This window comes from Mycobacterium sp. MFM001 (assembly GCF_003402475.1).
Taxonomy (GTDB): domain Bacteria; phylum Actinomycetota; class Actinomycetes; order Mycobacteriales; family Mycobacteriaceae; genus Mycobacterium.
The window spans coordinates 1-15576 of record NZ_BFAB01000006.1; the positions used below are offsets into that span (position 1 = coordinate 1).

At 66.3% G+C, this 15576-nt stretch carries 15 protein-coding genes, 4 tRNA genes and 1 pseudogene; 11 read left to right on the forward strand and 9 right to left on the reverse strand.

Annotation, left to right across the window (positions count from 1 at the left end):
• From MFM001_RS24485 to MFM001_RS11670, 9 genes and pseudogenes are all read left to right on the forward strand, one after another.
• Nucleotides 1–444: pseudogene (locus tag MFM001_RS24485) on the forward strand (hypothetical protein); the annotation flags it as partial.
• 93 nt (nt 445–537) lie between these two features.
• Nucleotides 538–675, forward strand: coding sequence for a hypothetical protein (locus MFM001_RS24490; RefSeq protein WP_160118008.1), 138 nt, complete (start codon nt 538–540; stop codon nt 673–675).
• Nucleotides 672–935: an NUMOD4 domain-containing protein gene (locus MFM001_RS11640; protein WP_116375447.1), complete on the forward strand. Its 264-nt coding sequence runs from the start codon at nt 672–674 to the stop codon at nt 933–935. Before MFM001_RS24490 ends, MFM001_RS11640 begins: the two co-directional genes overlap by 4 nt.
• Nucleotides 932–1120 (forward strand): hypothetical protein, encoded by a 189-nt coding sequence (locus tag MFM001_RS24335; RefSeq protein ID WP_142760687.1) that lies wholly within the window; start codon nt 932–934, stop codon nt 1118–1120. The genes MFM001_RS11640 and MFM001_RS24335 overlap by 4 nt, the downstream gene beginning before the upstream one ends.
• 297 nt (nt 1121–1417) lie before the next feature.
• The gene (locus MFM001_RS11645; protein WP_116375448.1) at nt 1418–1786 is read left to right on the forward strand and encodes a P27 family phage terminase small subunit; all 369 of its coding nucleotides are present in this window, start codon (nt 1418–1420) and stop codon (nt 1784–1786) included.
• Nucleotides 1783–2169, forward strand: a complete 387-nt coding sequence (locus MFM001_RS11650) for a hypothetical protein (RefSeq protein ID WP_116375449.1) — start codon at nt 1783–1785, stop codon at nt 2167–2169. Before MFM001_RS11645 ends, MFM001_RS11650 begins: the two co-directional genes overlap by 4 nt.
• On the forward strand, nt 2166–2501 hold the full coding sequence (locus MFM001_RS11655; RefSeq protein ID WP_116375450.1) for a hypothetical protein: 336 nt from the start codon (nt 2166–2168) through the stop codon (nt 2499–2501). The genes MFM001_RS11650 and MFM001_RS11655 overlap by 4 nt, the downstream gene beginning before the upstream one ends.
• Nucleotides 2502–2701: 200 nt before the next feature.
• Nucleotides 2702–4051: a phage major capsid protein gene (locus MFM001_RS11660; protein ID WP_116375451.1), complete on the forward strand. Its 1350-nt coding sequence runs from the start codon at nt 2702–2704 to the stop codon at nt 4049–4051.
• Nucleotides 4052–4859: 808 nt separating this feature from the next.
• A complete protein-coding gene (locus MFM001_RS11670; RefSeq protein WP_116375453.1) occupies nt 4860–7025 on the forward strand; it encodes a hypothetical protein in 2166 nt (721 codons plus the stop codon).
• Between the two features lie 4 nt (nt 7026–7029).
• On the opposite strand, the gene MFM001_RS11675 is transcribed toward MFM001_RS11670, so the two are convergent.
• The 4 genes from MFM001_RS11675 to MFM001_RS11690 form a co-directional block, all read right to left on the reverse strand.
• Entirely contained in the window at nt 7030–7368 is a 339-nt protein-coding gene (locus MFM001_RS11675; RefSeq protein ID WP_116375454.1) for a hypothetical protein, read from the reverse strand.
• Nucleotides 7369–7479: 111 nt separating this feature from the next.
• Nucleotides 7480–7554, reverse strand: a tRNA-Val gene (locus MFM001_RS11680).
• Between the two features lie 16 nt (nt 7555–7570).
• Nucleotides 7571–7644, reverse strand: a tRNA-Cys gene (locus MFM001_RS11685).
• Nucleotides 7645–7673: 29 nt separating this feature from the next.
• Nucleotides 7674–7746: transfer RNA gene (locus tag MFM001_RS11690), tRNA-Gly, on the reverse strand.
• Between the two features lie 169 nt (nt 7747–7915).
• On the opposite strand from MFM001_RS11690, the gene MFM001_RS11695 reads away from it, so the two are divergent.
• Nucleotides 7916–7990 (forward strand) — tRNA-Val (locus tag MFM001_RS11695).
• A gap of 19 nt (nt 7991–8009) precedes the next feature.
• On the opposite strand, the gene MFM001_RS11700 is transcribed toward MFM001_RS11695, so the two are convergent.
• The 4 genes from MFM001_RS11700 to MFM001_RS11715 all read right to left on the reverse strand — a co-directional run bounded on the left by MFM001_RS11700 (nt 8010) and on the right by MFM001_RS11715 (nt 11745).
• Nucleotides 8010–8399, reverse strand: coding sequence for a type II toxin-antitoxin system VapC family toxin (locus tag MFM001_RS11700; protein ID WP_116375758.1), 390 nt, complete (start codon nt 8397–8399; stop codon nt 8010–8012).
• Entirely contained in the window at nt 8396–8653 is a 258-nt protein-coding gene (locus tag MFM001_RS11705) for a CopG family transcriptional regulator (protein WP_116375455.1), read from the reverse strand. The genes MFM001_RS11700 and MFM001_RS11705 overlap by 4 nt, the downstream gene beginning before the upstream one ends.
• A gap of 39 nt (nt 8654–8692) precedes the next feature.
• Complete coding sequence (locus MFM001_RS11710; protein ID WP_238159117.1) at nt 8693–10498, reverse strand: hypothetical protein; 1806 nt, start codon at nt 10496–10498, stop codon at nt 8693–8695.
• Nucleotides 10499–10632: 134 nt separating this feature from the next.
• Nucleotides 10633–11745, reverse strand: coding sequence for an enolase C-terminal domain-like protein (locus MFM001_RS11715; protein WP_116375456.1), 1113 nt, complete (start codon nt 11743–11745; stop codon nt 10633–10635).
• 44 nt (nt 11746–11789) lie between these two features.
• On the opposite strand from MFM001_RS11715, the gene MFM001_RS11720 reads away from it, so the two are divergent.
• Nucleotides 11790–13559: a glycoside hydrolase family 15 protein gene (locus MFM001_RS11720; protein WP_116375457.1), complete on the forward strand. Its 1770-nt coding sequence runs from the start codon at nt 11790–11792 to the stop codon at nt 13557–13559.
• Between the two features lie 10 nt (nt 13560–13569).
• Here MFM001_RS11720 and MFM001_RS11725 read toward each other — a convergent pair whose 3' ends face one another.
• The gene (locus MFM001_RS11725) at nt 13570–15522 is read right to left on the reverse strand and encodes a SpoIIE family protein phosphatase (RefSeq protein WP_116375458.1); all 1953 of its coding nucleotides are present in this window, start codon (nt 15520–15522) and stop codon (nt 13570–13572) included.
• Between the last annotated feature and the right edge of the window lie 54 nt (nt 15523–15576).

The following is a 15576-nucleotide window of genomic DNA, read 5'->3' on the forward strand; positions in this document are numbered from 1 at the left end:
CTGTGCGCGATTCCGGGATTCGACCCCGATTCGGTGCCAGCGTTTGTCGATAGCGGTCTGTGGGCGTATCACGGCACGCATTGGCTGATCGTTGACTTTGCCACCACTCAGACAACGCGCTCGGAGTTGGAAGCGCTCGACCGAGTACGCGCACGCGACCGAGAGAAGAAGGCGCGCAAGCGCGCTGCTCAAAGGACTGTCCCCGGGGACGCTCCCCGGGACTGTCCCTCGGGACAGGACGGGGGACTACACAGGCTAGGCAAGGCTAGGCAAGGCAAGGAAGAAAAGGGGACCAACTACGTAAGCGGCAGCGTCGAAAACGACGACATTCCTGACAGCGCATACGAGCGCGAGTGCGCCGAATACTTCGCTGCCGGCGCCGCTTACGAACCGCCGACCGTTGATGCCGATGGCTTCCCTCTCGACGAGTGGGGCAGCCGATGAGCTTCGCCAACTACGTCCAGGCCGCCTGCCGCTGCCGCCGCGGCTTTCTATGCCCGTTCTGCCGCCCCTGGATTCTCCCGAGGAAGGAAAGCTGTGACCAACGAAAGACTCAGGATCGTCCCGGCCGTCGCGCGCCTGGACGCCAAGCCGCGCAAACCGACCAAGGTGACGCGATTCAAACAGCAGCGCGAGCTGAAAGCCTGGCAGCGGAAAGCGGCTGAGCAGAAGTGAGTTGGCGCGACATTCCTGGCTTCGATGGTCTGTACGAAATCGCTCGTGACGGCCGGGTGCGGTCCCTGGATCGCGCAGTGCCCCAGCGCAGCCGCTACGGCACCACGCAGTACAACCACCACCACGGTCGCGTGCTGCGTCCGTACCGCTGTAAGAACGGCCGGCTGCGCGTGATCCTGCACGACCACACTCACCGCCGGCACATGCGTTACGTCGACCATCTCGTCGATGTCGTGTTCGGCGAAGCGCAGGCCGCATGAGCAAGCACAGTCACGGCCGACGCCGCAACGCACACACCCGCAACGCCATAACGCGGGCTCGTCGCCACAGCGCGCGGCGGATGCAGTTCGGCCCGCAGCCCCGACTCATCCGCGAGGCGCGCTCGGAAGTGACCGCGGACAAATCAGCAGCAGAAGTGATCATGAACGAATCGGGCCAGAAGTGATCATGACCTAGCAAACTCAGGCAAGCCACAGCGAACCCTCCGCGGGGATGGTCCTTATTAGACACAACGGCGGAAGTGATCATGAAATGCCGCTGATCGACCATCGACCCTCCCGATATAACCGCAGGTCAGGACCCCGACCATGCACAGATTCCCTAAAACCGCAGGTAGGGGGGGCTTTTAATCCCTCGGGAGGGCCTCAGGAGCGACCCCGCTCAGCTGGGCGTTTGCGCGCGCACTGTTGCGCATTTAAATCTGGCTATTGACACCATCACGCTCGGGAGAACGGAGCAGCAAATGAGCAAACTCAGCAAACAAGCCGTTGACCCTCCGCGGTCATTGGACCCCATGGCCCGTGAGGTGTGGGACCGCCAGGCCGCCCGGCTGTGGCGCGACGGCCGCTGGCACAGCATCGATCACGACCTACTATGCCTGTTCGCCGAGACGACCGCTTTGTACCTGCGCCTGAAGGCCGACGTGGACGAGCGGGGGTTTCTGGTGACGGGCCGCTCGGACACGGTGGTACGAAATCCCGCCTTGACGCCGCTGGCCCAGGCCCGCGCCGACCTGTTGCGGATCGCCAAGGCGATTCCGCTGGCGCTGCCGGCCGTGCAGGCTGACGGTTTCGGCGCCGAGGTGGACCGGCTGCTAGAGGAGCTGCGGTGAGCCGCCGCGAGTACTACTGCAGCGTCGACGAATATGCCACGCAGATCAGGGATTGGGGCATCTTCAGCAAGGAGGTCCGCGCGCATCGCGGTCAGCTGCCGCTGGACCCGAACGTGGTGTTCAACTTTGCCCGTGTCGCGGCCGTGTGGGAGCGGCTGCGCTGGGACATGCACACCAAGGGCACCACCCCGGGTGACCGTAACCGGCTCGACGAACTCACCGACCAATTGCAAACCCTGGCGACCCAGCTGGGACTAGGCAAGGTCGACCCGGATGGGTTCCTGCCCGGCGACCCGTCTGTGTACCTGGCTCACAACCGGGTCAGCGGTCTCGATCCGTGGTGGATGCACTGTTCCTACGACCCGAAAGCAAACGAAAAATGAAACAAGACGATCCGCAGTGGATTAACGAAATGCTGCGCACAGGAATGCTGGGCATTTTCAACTACGGGCTAGAACCGACGCCGCCGTGGATGAGGACCGCAATCGGTGATGTCGCCGAGCAGGTGAAGCGGAAGGTGCAGGGAGCGTCGACCCCGGTGCCGATTGGCGGTGGTCTGGATGCGGCGCCCATCAGTAGTGACGACGCGCTTTGGTACCGGGCCGCGGTCGCAACCCAGAACCTACTGGCGGACGCGCTCGGGACCGATGGGCCGTCGTATACGGAGTTTTGCGAGGTGTTATGGGAATTACCGCCGGCACCCGTTCCGAAATGAATGACACTAGTGTAAGCTTGGGGATAAGCCATCGGGCTTGACCGCCGCCCCGACCGCTGTGCCGCCGCTACGGCCGCCGCATCGCCGCCGGGACCGCCGCCAAAAACGCTGGTTTACAAATTGAAGAAAATGCTGTTGACCTGCGTAAATGGTCCAGCTAGTTTCTTCGTTCCCAATTCTTATGGACCTTAAGGGTTTAGATGAATGACGCTATGCTGCGCCACCGTGCGCAGGAATTGAAAGATGAGATCGCGCTGAAAACAGCGGATCTCGAAGGCGGCCGGATTACCGCCGCACAATACAAGTCCTTTGTCGACCGGGCCGTGGAGGAAAGCGGCGAGATCGAGACGCATCTCAAGGCCCTGGCAACAGGTGGCCGGTTCATGGCCAGCCAGGATGCCGCGCTCGAGTCCTTAGCCACTCAGGATTGGTCGAACGGCGCGCCCAGTATGAAGGCGTTTGGTGTCGGGTCTACCGTGCCTGGTTACCTTGATGCGGGCCAGGCTAACGAGTTGCGCGTTGCGTTGGAGACGAAACGGCCCTGCACGTTGGAGGTGGATGTCCGTAAGGCGTTCGCTTCCGGTATCCACTTCAAGACTGCGACTGCGGAATCGGCGTTGATAAACGGTCCGCTGCCGGGGATTATGCAGCCGAACCGGTTTATTTCGCTGCCGTATGAGCCGACGCGGATTGCCTCGTATTTGCCGGCTGCCGCTATGGACGGCCCCAGCTCGTATTGGTTGCAGCACACCTCCAACGCCGCGGAGGCGAACGGTGTCGCTGAGCTGGGCAGCAAACCGGACCTTGGGATGACATTCACCGAAAACAAGGTGTTGCCCCAAAAATTGGCCGGCCAGGCATCTGTCTCCATGGAATTCAATATGGACTACCCGGAATTGGGTGGCTGGATGCAGGCCGAGTTGCAGCGGTCGCTTATCAACCAGGAAAACAACTACATCCTGAATGCGGGCGCCGCGGGCGGCCCGACCGGGGCGGCGTTTACCGGCCTGTTGGGGGTTTCGGGAACTCTGACTCAGGATGCCACCGGCACGAACGGTCTCGACGCAATCGCGTATGCCGCGCAGGCGTTACGTAGCAGCACGGCGGCCTACAGTCCACCGGACCTGCTGATCCTTTCCCCGGCAACGGTTACGGCGCTGTTGACGACCAAGGACGACACCGGCCGCTACGTCTTGGACATGCTGCAGGGGCCAGCTGGAAATCTGACCTGGAATGGGGACGCCGCTGCTCATGCGACCACGAACCCATCACTGGGTGGGATTTGGCCGCAAGGCAATGAGGGCGGCAATCTGTCGCTATTCGGAGTCCCGGTCGTTCAGAGCACGCAGATAGCTAACGGCGTCGGCGTAATGCTGTCGATCCGCGGCGGGGCCGCAGTGTATTGGACCAGGCTGAATATGCTGATCATTTTCGATCCGTACACCGGCTTGACGAACAACACGTGGCGGTGGGTTATCGAATCTCGTATATCTCTGTCCACGCCGCGCCCTGGTGCGATCAACATCATCGAGAACCTTCCGTTCGTGTGATGAAGACACCGGAATTAGACCCGCAGGACCCGGATTACCTTTACAGGGCGACTCCGGTTCCCGCGGATTATCCCCGGCCGTCGCGGACAATCAAGGAATACGACGATCCGCCCGTTGCTTTCCTGGGCGGCGCTACGCCGGAGCCTGCGCCCGCGACCTCGGCGGGAGCGGCTATCACCGATGCGGAAGCTAAAGAGGCGGCTACCCCAATCCGGGTGCGCGTCAACAAACCGTATCGGGTCGTGCATCAGGGTGTGCCGTATACGGGTGGGGACAGGATATCTGTCCCGAACGACAAAACTACTGCCGCTTGGCTTGCCGCCGGGTGGGTAACGAAAGTGAGAAAATGAAATGGCGATAAGTACCGGCCAGGTGTCGGTTGGCACTACACCGACGAAGTTGTTCACAAGCGGCCCCGCGCCGATCAGCAGAGCACTCGTGTATTCCAGCGCGGCAGCGTTTATCGGTGGGTCGGCTGTAACCAGCACAACGGGTCTGCCGATCCCGGCGACCACACTGGTAGAGGTTCCGTTGACCGGCGCTGAGGACGACGCAGTATATGCGGTAGTCGGCTCGGGCACCGCGACCGTGTCGTACTTCTTCGTCGCGTGAAATACGTTGCCGTGCTGGGTTTCTCTACCCTCGCGGCACGAAGGGTTGCGCCTGCACCAGCGCCACCCACCGCGGCCGGGTTGGCGGTTCTTTATGCGGTTTCATCAGTCCCGCGCCCTTTCACCCGCCAGCCCGGCCGCACCTAAAACTCGACGAGAGGTAATCGCCTGTGGCAGAAGATGACTCAACGATTTGGGTGGACATCGCACCTCGGCTCGACGAGTCCGCGACCGAGCGCGAGACCGGCAAGCTGCGCGAGAAGTTCAAGAACGCCGGCCACAACATCGGTGACGCGCTCAAGGACATCACGCGGCCGATGTTCGAGGGCATGGCGGATGAGGCCGAGAAGTGGGCTTCGGGTATGGCCCGCAGCTTGGACCACGGCGGTATCTCCGAGGCACTGCAAAAGGTTGGCGACCAGGCTAAGGGGGTCACCGATGTCGTCGCCGGGATCGGCGATGCGTTCGGCGCGGACCTGAGCAGTGTGCGTGGCTTTGGCGACAGCGTCTCAGGGTACTTGGACAAGACCAACAAGGCAGTGGACAGCCTGGCGAAAGCACTGCACGGCGATGTGCTCAAGGGGGCCAACGACTTAGCGAACGCTTTAGGTGTGAAGTTGCCGCCCGCGCTTCAGCAGACCGCCGATAAATCCAAGACCCTGCTCGACACCTTCGGCACCCTCAAGGGTGAAATCAAGGACGTCACAACGCTATTCGGAGACTTTGAAAAGGACGCGCCCGGTATCGCGGGGGCGTTCGCGATGATTTCGGACGCGGCCGGACCTCTGGCGGCACTGCTGGGGACGATGGCGCAGACCTGGCCGACATCAAGCGTGAAAGATCAGATCGACAAAGCCACCGGCAAGAAGCCGCAGGACTGGTGGACGACAATCCTGGGGCCTTCTGTCGGCTCGCGCGCTGAGCGCGGCTACAACGATCTGTTCCATCATGGCGGCGGTGCGCCGGCGCCGGGCGCTGCGCCGCATCCGGCTGCCCCGCCTAACCCAGCAGGGGGAGGCACCGGACTCCCGTCGATGCTGCCGCCCATCGCTGGCGGCGCGCCGGGAATGCCTGGCGCCGCTTTGCCTCCCGGCGTTCCGAATATTGCCCCACCCGACACTGGCGGCGGTGCCCACACTTCCGCCGCCACGACCGGCGGCACGCACGCCGCCACCTTCGTCGACTTCACCTCACCCGCTGGCGGCGCAGGCGACAACGTAGTTCCGCGCCACATCGGCAGCGACAAGGGATTGACGCCGACCAGTATCCAGATGAAGGACATGGTGGCGTCGCTGTTCCCGCAGATCACCGATATCGGCGGCTGGCGTCCACCCGACGGCTACAACGAGCACTCGTCGGGTCAGGCGCTCGACGTGATGATCCCCGGCTGGAACACCCCGCAGGGCAAAGCGCTGGGCGACGCGATCTCGCAGTACGCGCTGAGCACCGGGCTTTCCGACTACACGATCTGGCAGCACGGCCAGCACAACCCCAACGGCACGTTCCAGATGTACGCCGACCGCGGTTCGCCGACGCAGAACCACATGGATCACGTCCACATCCACACCAGGCTGACCGGCTCTCCAACTGGCGGCGGCGGCGGCTTCCGCGCTTCCCCAGCCGGTTTCGGCCCCGGCGGCAGCATCCCCGGCGTCATCGGTAGTCCCGCCGGCATCCCCGGCGGTCCCGTAGCTCCCGGCGGCGGCCTTCCCGGCGCTCCCGGTGGCGGCTCGCTGCCCATCGGGACGCTGCCCAACATCAACCCCACCAACACCTACGGCCAGCAGCAGCCCACGCAGCTCGGCTCCGGCTCAGGCTTCGGACTGACCGGCGGTGGCCTGATCGGGATGGCCGAGCAGGCAGCCTCGATGGCGGCGGGCGCGTTTTCCTTCGGCGGCGGCTCGATGGCCGCGCAGCTGGCCTTCCAGGAGCTGAACCTCGCCGTGCAGAAGGGCGGCCAAATGGCCGCGACGGCGGCGATGGCACCCCTGGAAACCCTGTGGCTCTCGGGTGGTCAGATGGGGGCGCCCAGCGTCGGCGGCCCAGGACAAGCGGGCTGGATCGGCAAGTTGCTCGGCGGCATGGTCGGCTCTCAGTTCGGGCTGCCCAACATCGCCGGGACCGCGCAGCCACCCAAGCAGCAGAAGCAGCCGGGCGAAGAAGCCGACGATTCCAAGCTCGGCGCGGGTCTCGGTGGCGGCGACAAAGGCAAGCAGAGCGGTGGCCAGGGCGGTGGCGGCAACGGGCCAGCCGGGACCAAGGACGATCCCATCCACGTCAAAGGCACCGGGGGCAGCAGTCCGCAGGGCGCGGCCACCAGCGCCGCCAGCATGCACGCCTACATGAGCCCGATGATCGCCTAGGACGTCAGTGCTCGGTGCTCACCCGGTCATAGGTCGCCAGCTCGTCGCACTCATCGGCCACGGCGATCAATGCACGGGCCAGCTGGCGGGCGCGCGCCGGGGTCAGCGGCTCGGCGTCGGTGTGGATATACACCCGAATTTCGCGCTCGCACTGGCCGCTCGACCACTGGATACCGTCGACGTTGATCTGGATGGTGTCGCGCTCACCCTCGATCACGCGGCAGCTACCGGAAAAGCCCCGCGACGGCTCAGCCCAGCCGGTGCGGTGCGGTAGCTCCCAGTCCCAGACCTTCACGGCGCCGGCCGGTAGCGGGACGTCGAAGTGAATGGTGTCGTTGGTCATGGCTGCAACCTTTCATGGTCAGGTTGCCAGCGCGCCGATTCGGTCAGGTCATATCTAGGTCATGGACCCGTATTCGCTGATCTAACTACCGCTACCTAGCTGTGCGAATGTTGGTGCGCGGTACTGGGATTGAACCAGCGACCTCTTCCGTGTCAGGGAAGCGCTCTCCCGCTGAGCTAACCGCGCCCGGGTCAAAAAGAAATGGAGGTGGAGACGGGAATCGAACCCGTGTGCACGGCTTTGCAGGCCGTTGCCTCACCACTCGGCCACTCCACCGCTGGGGTTGATGCCACTTGCACCTTCCGAGCGGATGACGGGATTCGAACCCGCGACCCTCACCTTGGCAAGGTGATGCGCTACCAACTGCGCTACATCCGCGAGCCACGGACGAGATCGTCGCCCGTCGCGAAGCACGACGATAGTCCACCCAAGCGGGCCGCACAAATTTCTCGGTACAGCCCGGCGCGCCTCGCCGGCCACCGGAGCAGCGCGTTCTCGGAAAACGTCTCAGCGTGCTAATCTTCGACCTCGTTCGCCTTTCGGCACCGGTCCTGTAGCTCAGCGGGAGAGCGTCCGCCTCACACGCGGAAGGTCGCTGGTTCGATCCCAGTCGGGACCACCAAAATGTCAAGAGCCGGCCGTCACCTAAGTGGCGTCGTAAACGGTGGCTGCAGATGTTCGAACATCGGGAAATGACGCACGTTGAGTGTTGCCAACTCGAGGCCCTGCACGTCGGCGGTTGCCGCGATGAGGTAGTCGCCGAGTCCGATCGCGTTGTGACTTCTGCGGTATCGGCGCATCAGATCACCTGCGCGGCGCGTGATGATTTCGGTCGCGGGCTCCACGTGAAAAGACGCGAGCAGGCGCCACACCTCACGCCGCTCGGCACTTCTCATCCCACCGATTAATTCGGCGATCGACACCACGCTGATCGCGAGAGTTCCCTCCTTGCGCGTTTTGATCAGCCAGTCGCGGGCTGCTGTGACTCCCCGCAAATGAGCGATTAGTACGTCGGTGTCGACAAGGATCACGACGTGCTGCGCCACACCTGGTCGAGGTGCTCCTCTCGGCCACTGGGGCCGCGTGGGGGCTCCTCGAAGTCGCGAAGCGCTCCGAACGAATCGTTGATCGCTGCGAGGTCCGACACCAAGTCGTCGTCGGCGTTGTTGAGAGCCCGGTTCAGTAGCTGCCGGATGAGCTCGGCACGCGACACCCCTTGCTGTTCGGCAAGCTTGTCGAGGCTGGCCGTCTGCGCTTCATCAAGGTAGATGTTCGTGCGCTTCATACATCACAACATACACCGCTTCCCGACGCGCAGAGACGGTCAGAACTTGAACGACGGCATCGTCGGCAAGCTGAAGTGCGGCATCGACGGCATTGCGGGCGCCGCGGGCGGTGGCATTGAAGGCAACTTGGGCATGGCCGGAGCCGGCATTGCGGGCATGGAAGGCGCTTGCGGCGCCGGCATCTGCGGTGCCTGAAAAAGGGGCAGGTGCATCGGCGGCTCGGGTGAGGGCATGTGCACCGGCGGCTGGGGATCTGGCATCTGAATCGGCGGCGTCGGCAGGTGTATCGGCGGCGTCGGGTCCTGAACCGGCGGCGTGGGCACGTGGATTGGTGAGCTCGGCAGCTTCCAAGGCGGTGTCGGGTCCTGGATGGGCGGCGTCGGTAGGTGAACCGGCGGCGTCGGGTCCTGGATGGGCGGCGTTGGCAGATGTATTGGTGGCGTGGGCTTCTGAACCGGTGGCGTCGGGACGTGCACGGGTGGGGTCGGCTGCCGCACGGGCGGCACACGTACCGGTGGCGACGGTTGGCGAACCGGGGGAGTCGGTACGTGCACCGGTGGCGTCGGGTGCTGCACCGGCGGCTGCGGAACCGGCAGATTGATCGGAAGCTGCGGAACCGACGCCTGAACCGGCGCGGGCGCTGGCACATTCGCAGGCGCGGGAACCGGAATCCGGATCGGCACGGGCACCGGCACAGGTGCCGGCACCGGGGCCGCAGGAGGCGGAACCGGCGCAGGTGCTGCAGGCGGCGCGGGCAGCGCGAGCGGCGCCGGCGGCGCGACGGCATGGACCTGCGCGGGCTGCGGCGCCGGCGCGGCCATGTGTGCCGCCGGTGGTTGCGGCTCGGACACTGACGCCGCCGGCGGCGGGGCGGGCGCCGGCTCGATCGGCTCGATCAGCCTCTGCACCGGCGCCGGCAACAGCGCAACGGTCGGGCGAATGCCGATCGCCAACGCGACTTCCAACGCCACAGCAGCGGTAACGAAAACGACGGCCAATATGCTGCCGACCAACAGCAACGGCCTGCGCCCCTGCCGGACTTCGCCGACAGAGATAACAGCAGTATCGGCCTCGTCGTCTGCGACGGCGCTGTACGCCACATCGTCCGAACCGCCATCCGAGAATGCCTCGAAATAGTAGGGGTTCACGACACCGGTGCCGGGATCCTGCGCGTACGCCAACGCCGCCGTCGACGACGCGAACAACGGCGCGTTCGCCGACGCCAACGCCGCGCCCCGGGCCAGCGCCGTCTCCGGCTCCTCCGGCGCGCTCACCGGCAGCCATGTCGTCGCCTCCAGCGCCGGCTTGATCGGTGCCACATCGACACCCGAGCCCACCAGAAACAGCCCCTCTACGCCGTCCACGTCGGCGACCATCGCCGCAAGCTCGCCCACCACGTCGTCGCTGCGCAGCGGGCGGCGGCGCACATCGGTGACCGAGCCGTCGGAGGCGTCGACGACGGCCAGCGTCGCCGTCTCGGGCTCGACGAACAGCATCGCAGTCTGCTCGTAACCCATTGCATTGCCGACGGTTTGGGCCAACGCCGCCGCCGCCAAGAACGCCGACACCAGCATGACGTTCTCGACCTTGTGGGCCGCCAGCGCATCACGCAGCGCGGCGGCATCGGCCGGGTCGGTCCACGTCACCCCGGTCGACCTCAGCTCGTAGCCGCCTTCGGTGGCGCCCTCACGGGTGCCGAGGATGGCCGCGATCACCTGATCCGGTGTGCTGTGGGCGGTGTCGATGTTGTCTTCCTCGACCGTGACGCCGTCGGCGTCTTCGCCCTCGACCAGCACCATGCGAATTGTCTTGGGAGCCATCGATACCCCGAGTACGATGTCCACTTCTCCTCCAACGTCTCTTGCCGCCGAGCCACGGTCTGTGCGGAGGAGTGCACCGCGCGGGCCGCTACTTACATAGTTTGTCGGTCTAACAGCATTCGACGTTACAACGCCAATATTTGTGCCAGCTGTGAATTTCAGGCCACCCGGAACTGTTCGAGGTCAGCCTGTTTGACGGTCAGCCCATGCCCGGGCGCGCTGCGATCCGGCCGCAGCAAGCCGCCCGGCTCGGGCTCGATCACACCGTCGAACGCCAGCCCTTCGATCCGCACGTGGTCGTGGAAGTACTCGAGATGGCGCAGATGCCAGATCGCGGTGCCGACCTGGCCGCTGATCTGCGGCGCGCAATGCAGCGACAAATCGATGCCGCGCGCATCGCACAGCGCGGAAACCTTGAGCACGCCGGTGATCCCCAGCGCGCGGGTGACGTCGGCCTGTAGACAGTCCACCGCGCCGGCGGCCAGCATCTGGTGGAAGTACGGGAGGTGGTAGCCGTATTCGCCGGCGGCGATGTCCATTCCGGCTGGCCCCTGCGACGACAACTGCCGCAGGCCGTCCAGGTCGTCGGAGCTCACCGGCTCTTCGAACCACCGCACGTCGTACTCGGCGAAGCGTTGCGCCCACAGCAGCGCCTGTTTGCGGTTGTAGGCCCCGTTGGCGTCGACAAAGAGCTCGACGTCGTCGCCAATGGCCGAGCGGGCGGCCTGAACCCGGCCGATGTCGGCATCCGGATCGCTGCCCACCTTCATCTTGACCCTGGGAATGCCGGCTCCCACCCACCCGCACAACTGCTCGCGCAACGCGTCGTTGTCGTAAGACGTGAATCCGCCGCTGCCGTAGATCGGCGTGGCGTCCTGCACCGCCCCGAGCGTGATCACCAGTGGCTCGTCCAGCAGCCGTGCCCGCAAGTCCCACAACGCGATGTCGACCGCCGAAATCGCGCACGCCACCACGCCGGGCTTGCCCAGGTTGCGCACCGCGTGCTGCATCTGGGCCCACCGCGCCGGCGGCTGCAACGCGTCGCCGCCCTTGACGACGTCGGCCAGCTTGGATTGCACGACGGTCGCGACGGCGGTCCCGCCGTAGGTGTAGCCGATCCCCACCTGACCACCCGCTCGCACGCTCACCAGCACGAAGGTGGTCGAATCCCACGCCAGCGTGCCGTCGGCTTCGGGCGCGTCGGTGGGAATGGAGTAGGCCGAGACGTCGACGGATTCGACGGGGATCGCGGAGGCGGCACGCAAAGTCATGCCGGGTGACTACCCGCAACACAAACCGGGTATGCCGCAAACCGATGGACGCAACCCCGCATGTGCTGCGCGAGTACGCGTTGCTCGCCGACGGCGAGCGCGGCATCGTCGTCGGACCGCGCGGCGACTGCTGCTGGATGTGCTTGCCGCGCTGGGACAGTCCCGCTGTGTTCACCTCGCTGCTGGGCGGTGGCGGCCTGTATGCCGTCGCGCCGGATCATCCGCGGTACGTCTGGGGCGGGTACTACGAGAAGGGGTCGCTGATTTGGCGGTCGCGGTGGGTGACCACCGACGGGATCGTCGAATGTCGCGAGGCGCTGGCCTTCCCGGGCGATCCGCACACCGCGGTGGTGCTGCGACGCATCCGGGCGCTCGACAAGCCGATGCGCATGCGGATTTGTCTCGACATCCGCGCGGAATTCGGCGCCGAGCGCATGCACGACCTCGCGCTGCACGACGGGGTCTGGACCGGGCGGTCGGGTCCGCACCGATTCCGCTGGGCCGGTGCGGCCGACGCACAACGCGACGACGACGGCTCGCTGCAGGCGATCGTGCACGTCGTTCCCGGCCGCGACCACGACCTGGTTCTCGAACTGTCCGACCGCGAGTTGCCCGATGATGCCGTCCGGCCCAACGACGCCTGGCGCACCACCGAAAGTGCTTGGGCGCAAGCGGTTCCCGAGGTCTCCGGCACTCTGGCCGACGACGACGCAACAACCGCCTACGCGGTGCTGCAAGGACTGACCAGCAGCGGCGGCGGGATGGTGGCCGCGGCAACGATGTCGCTGCCCGAGCGGGCCGAACAAGGCCGCAACTATGACTACCGGTACTGCTGGATCCGCGACCAGTGCTATGCCGGGCAGGCGGTGGCCGCGGCCGGCGCGCACCCGCTGCTCGACGACGCGGTGCGCTTCGTCAGCGAGCGTGTCCTGGCCGACGGCCCCGGCCTGAAGCCGGCCTACTGCGTCACCGGTGATGCGCCGCCCGAAGAACAAGACCTCGACCTGCCGGGCTATCCGGGCGGCGCGGTCAAGACGGGCAACTGGGTGACCGACCAGTTTCAGCTCGACGCGTTCGGCGAGGCGCTGCTGCTGCTGGCGGCGGCCGGCCGCCTGGACCGCCTCGACGCGCAGCATTGGCGGGCAGCGGAAACACTGGTCGAAGCCATCGAGAAGCGGTGGCGCGAGCCCGACGCCGGGATCTGGGAAGTGGACGACCGGCGCTGGGCGCACTCCCGGCTGATCTGCGCGGCCGGACTGCGGCGCATCGGCGAAGTAGCGCCCACGCGGCAGGGTGCGGGGTGGCAGCGGCTGGCCGACCAGTTGATCACCGACGCCGACTCCGACTGCCTGCACCCGAATGGCAGATGGCAACGCGCGCCGGATGATTCGCGAGTCGACGCCGCGCTGCTGACACCGGCAATCCGTGGCGCGCTGCCGGCCGGCGACCCGCGCAGCATTGCCACGGTCGAAGCGGTGCGCAACGATCTGGGCCGGCACGGCTTCGTGTACCGGTTCCGGCCCGACGAGCGGCCGCTCGGCGAGGCCGAAGGCGCCTTCCTGCTGTGCGGATTCCTGATGGCGCTGGCCGACCATCAGCAGGGCAACGAGCTGGCGGCGGTCCGGTGGTTCGAGCGCAACCGCACGGCATGCGGCCCGCCGGGGCTGTTCACCGAGGAATTCGACGTGGCGCAGCGGCAGTTGCGGGGCAACCTGCCGCAGGCGTTTGTCCACGCGCTGCTGTTCGAGTCGGCGTATCGGCTCGCCGACTCGTGCGGGCCGGGCGTCGGCACCGGCACTGGAAAAGTCGGCTAGACAACGGCTTTCACCCGCGCACGGATTCGCTGGCGGCGATCGGCAGCCGGACGAGCGACAAGACGTGGTGCGCCGGGCTGCCCGGCGGCGCGATCAGCACGCAGTCGGCGGTGTTGCGACGGGCTTGGTGGTGAGCGTCGGCCAGGGTGCTGACTCCGGCCGACCCGAGGTGGGTGACCGAACTGAGGTCGACCGTCACCGGCTTGGTGCCGCCGCGGCTTTGCAGGGAGATCTGCTGGCCCAGCTTGGCCGCGGTCAGGGAGTCGACGTCGCCGACGACGACGATGCGTCCGTCGTCGTCGACCATGGTGCGGAATTCGTAGTCCATGCCGCGCTCGTCGACGACCGGGCTCACCCGCGGGTCGGTGACGATCCGTGCGGGGCGGGTGAGCCGGTGGGTCAGCGCGGCCGTGGTCCCGTCGGCGCCGTGCGTGACACGGATTTCCGAGACCAGCGCCTCGGCCACCGCCAGCCCGCGTCCGCCGTCGCGCGCCGAGTCGTCTCGTTCCTTCCACCGACCGTGGTCGGTCACCCACGCCCGCAGATTGCCGTGGCCGTCCAGTGCCGCCTGGACGACGATGCCGCCGGCCGTTTCGGCCGGATATGCGTGTTGGGCGGCGTTTTCGACGAACTCCGAGATCGCGTGCACGACATCCGAGATGTCCTCGGAATCGGCGCCGATGCCAGACAGCCAGTCGCGCAGCCGCGCCCGCACCGCGCGGGCGGCTTCGAGGTTTGCATCGACCGTCATCCGCAGCGGCGCCGGCGGCGTACGCCGTTGTGCCGCAAGCAGTGTCACGTCGTCGCTGTAGCCGGTGGTGCGCAGCAAAAGTTCTAATGTTTGCGTGCAGAGCCGGTCGATCGGCCGGGTGGTGGCGTCGAGCGGCAACCCGCCGCCCCCGAGAATCTGGGCGGCCAGGTCGGCGAACTCGGCGGTGCTGGCCGCCAGCGGGCGGCCCGGGCGTTCGATCAGGCCGTCGCTGTAGAGCAGGATGGCGTCGCCGATGTCGAGGGTCTCGCTGCGCACCGGAAAGCCGGTGCGGCTGCCCAGCGGGCCGGCGCCGGTCGGCTCCAGATAACGCGGTGTCGCATCGGCCGACACGACGAGCGGCGGCGGATGCCCGGCGGTGCAGTACCGGAATACACCGGTGCTGAGGCTGAGCGCACCGACGCACAGCGTGGACGATTTCGAGCCCGGCACCTCCTCGCGGAAGCGGTCGACCGCCTCCAGCGCCTGAGCGATGTCGCGGCGGTCGAGCAGTTGCATCCGCAGCGCGGTGCGCAATTGGGACATCACCGCGGCGGCTTCGACGCCGTGGCCCACGACATCGCCGACGACGAGCACCAGCTGGTCGCCGAGCGCCACCGCGTCGAACCAGTCGCCGCCGGCCGCGGTGTCTTCCGCGGCAACCAGGTATTCCGCGGCGATGTCGGCGCCGGGCAGCACGGGCACCGACGGCGCCAGCAACGCCTGCTGCATGACGGTCGCCGAATCGCGGACGTGACGGTACCGGTCGGTCATCTCCTGCGCGCGCGCCTCGGCGGCGATCCGGTCCCGCACCCGGGCGGTGACGTCGTCGATGACGAACTGGACCCCTTCGATGGACCCGTCCGGGCGGCGGCGCGGTGTCGCGAGGAAGTCGAAGAACCGCTCCTGAATGGTGCCGGAGCCGTCGACGTCGAGGTGCAGGCGCCACTCGCTCGCCGACTGTGGCTCGCCGGTTTGATACACCCGGTCGAGCATCTCGTGGATCTGCTGGCCAGCGAGCTCGGGGGCGACCTCGAGCAGCGGCTTACCGACCTCGGTGACCCGGGGAAACATGTTGCGGTACGCCTCGTTGACGGCGACGTAGCGATGGTCGGGACCGTCGAAGCCCACCAGGATGGTCGGGACGCTGTCGAACACGCGCCGAACATCGTCGGCCTTGCCGACGGTTCCGTCCCAGTCCATTTCGGCGGGCATTGGCCGTCCCTCCTGCCGCACCCCCGCAAAGGAGGCTATCAAGCCGCGCGGGGA

Bases quoted from the DNA above. Each gene is read 5' to 3' on its own strand.
- MFM001_RS24335 (WP_142760687.1), top strand. From the start codon at position 932: ATGAGCAAGCACAGTCACGGCCGACGCCGCAACGCACACACCCGCAAC.
- MFM001_RS11645 (WP_116375448.1), top strand. From the start codon at position 1,418: ATGAGCAAACTCAGCAAACAAGCCGTTGACCCTCCGCGGTCATTGGAC.
- MFM001_RS11655 (WP_116375450.1), top strand. From the start codon at position 2,166: ATGAAACAAGACGATCCGCAGTGGATTAACGAAATGCTGCGCACAGGA.
- MFM001_RS11660 (WP_116375451.1), top strand. From the start codon at position 2,702: ATGAATGACGCTATGCTGCGCCACCGTGCGCAGGAATTGAAAGATGAG.
- MFM001_RS11675 (WP_116375454.1), bottom strand. From the start codon at position 7,368: ATGACCAACGACACCATTCACTTCGACGTCCCGCTACCGGCCGGCGCC.
- MFM001_RS11705 (WP_116375455.1), bottom strand. From the start codon at position 8,653: ATGAAGCGCACGAACATCTACCTTGATGAAGCGCAGACGGCCAGCCTC.
- MFM001_RS11715 (WP_116375456.1), bottom strand. From the start codon at position 11,745: ATGACTTTGCGTGCCGCCTCCGCGATCCCCGTCGAATCCGTCGACGTC.
- MFM001_RS11720 (WP_116375457.1), top strand. From the start codon at position 11,790: ATGGACGCAACCCCGCATGTGCTGCGCGAGTACGCGTTGCTCGCCGAC.
- MFM001_RS11725 (WP_116375458.1), bottom strand. From the start codon at position 15,522: ATGCCCGCCGAAATGGACTGGGACGGAACCGTCGGCAAGGCCGACGAT.